The following is a 1,772-nucleotide window of genomic DNA, read 5'->3' as shown; positions in this document are numbered from 1 at the left end:
TTACCCGTGCTGTTTTTTGTTACACCTATGTTGTTGTAGATTTTACCTTCGAATTTGGCATTGTTTTTGAAGTTGAATTGAAATCCCGTACTTTTATTCTTAATTGGCCAACCATCAATCTGTGGGGCTAAGGTAAAATTCCCTTTCAAAGTTGAGTTATCCACATTGATGACTTTTTTAGGTGTAGGTGGGGCATCAACTCCCCAAGTCCAACCATCATCAGGTCCTCGTGTAGAAGTGACAGTCCCCATATCTAGTACTGACTGATTGGTTACATTAACGGTCAAATCCCCAACACGGTATCCAAAGGTATTTATTTTTAGATCGGATTGATTTTTTACATTGATAACACCAATACCAAGTGTAACAGAGAAATTATTTATAGATACTTTTGAAGCACTATCAAGATTCAAACCATAAGAAAACCAAGATGCGTTGAATGAACTTGTTTTAAAGTCAGTAATATCAGCTACCGCTCCATTTTTGAAGGTAAATACTGGAGCATTAGCATTAATATAAGCATTCCCTACAAAAGCCTTGCCTTTGAGAGAAGTATCAGTGTTTCCATTGTAGTTACCATCAAAGGTATAGTAAGTAGGGATGGCATATCCACCCTGATCAAAAATAAAGTCACCTTTATAAACAGCATTTTTGAAATACATATCGATATTTTGACCATTTGCGACTCGGATTTTTTGACTTTGTGCATCCAATATTGCACTGTCGATATAAAAGGTAGCCGTTCCGCTAGGACTTTTATAATTTCCTGGATTACCACTTACATTGAGTTCTGTAAAATGATAAACATCATTTTTATTACTGTCTTTGGTGATATTAAATAACCCATTTTTAGAAAAAGTCACCCGGGTGACTTTTTCTAAAAATGGGTTATTTAATATCACCAAAGACAGTAATAAAAATGATGTTTATCATTTTACAGAAAGCACAAATATAAATTATAGAAATCCTGATGGAAAAGCTACTTTTACTATCAATAATGCGATATTAAAGCCAACCCCGTATACATATAGTTTTTATGCTAATGGTAGTGACACAAATAGAACAGTCAAAGATATGCTTCTTGTCAGAAATGGTCAAAATATCGATATGTATTTCAAAAATGCCGTTTATAAAGGTAACTTTGGTTTTTATTTTGGCGCATATGCCATCCCTACTTATTATACCTTTGATGGTAACTACAATGGAAACACGGATACTTCCCTCAAAGGCAAGGCTTTTGTAGGGAATGCTTATATTAGTGCTAATGCTCCAGTATTTACCTTCAAAAATGGAGCGGTAGCTGATATTACTGACTTTAAAACGATTGGTTGGAATACATCTTGGTTTTCTTATGGTCTCAATCTTGACAATCAAGCAAAAGTTACTATACAAAATTTTGCTGTTACTCTTTCTGGTCGTGGGCTTATCAATGTAGATCATAACTCTAATTTGAAGATAACTAATTTTGGCTATCGTGTTGGGGATTTGACAGTAAATGTCATGAACCAATCCACACTGGATATGGGAACTATTACTTCTATCGTAGATCCTGTAGGATGGACTTCATGGAGTGTTGATGCTAACAGCAAACCTAAAAAAGTCATCAATGTGGATAATTCGACCTTAAAAGGAAATTTCACTCTAGCTAAGATAACTGAAGGTATGAGAATTAAAAATCAGAACGCAGGCTTCATTTTCAACTTCAAAAACAATGCCAAATTCGAAGGTAAAATCTACAACAACATAGGTGTAACAAAAAACAGCACGGGTAA

Annotated in this window: 2 protein-coding genes; one reads left to right on the top strand and one right to left on the bottom strand. The window is 34.7% G+C overall.

Translation table 11 applies throughout. The features are described 5' to 3' along the window. A partial coding sequence (locus tag Q5I06_RS08615; protein ID WP_305520936.1) for a hypothetical protein occupies positions 1 to 863 on the bottom strand: 863 nt, incomplete at its 3' end. A gap of 4 nt (positions 864 to 867) precedes the next feature. Here Q5I06_RS08615 and Q5I06_RS08610 point away from each other — a divergent pair. Then, positions 868 to 1,772 (top strand): hypothetical protein (locus tag Q5I06_RS08610; protein ID WP_305517791.1); only part of this gene is annotated, 905 nt, incomplete at its 3' end.

Origin of the sequence: Helicobacter cappadocius, from assembly GCF_030688855.1 — a bacterium.
In the GTDB taxonomy this organism is placed as follows: Bacteria; Campylobacterota; Campylobacteria; order Campylobacterales; family Helicobacteraceae; genus Helicobacter_J; species Helicobacter_J cappadocius.
Note: the sequence above shows the minus strand (reverse complement) of the source record. Positions and strands in the feature narration are given on the sequence as shown.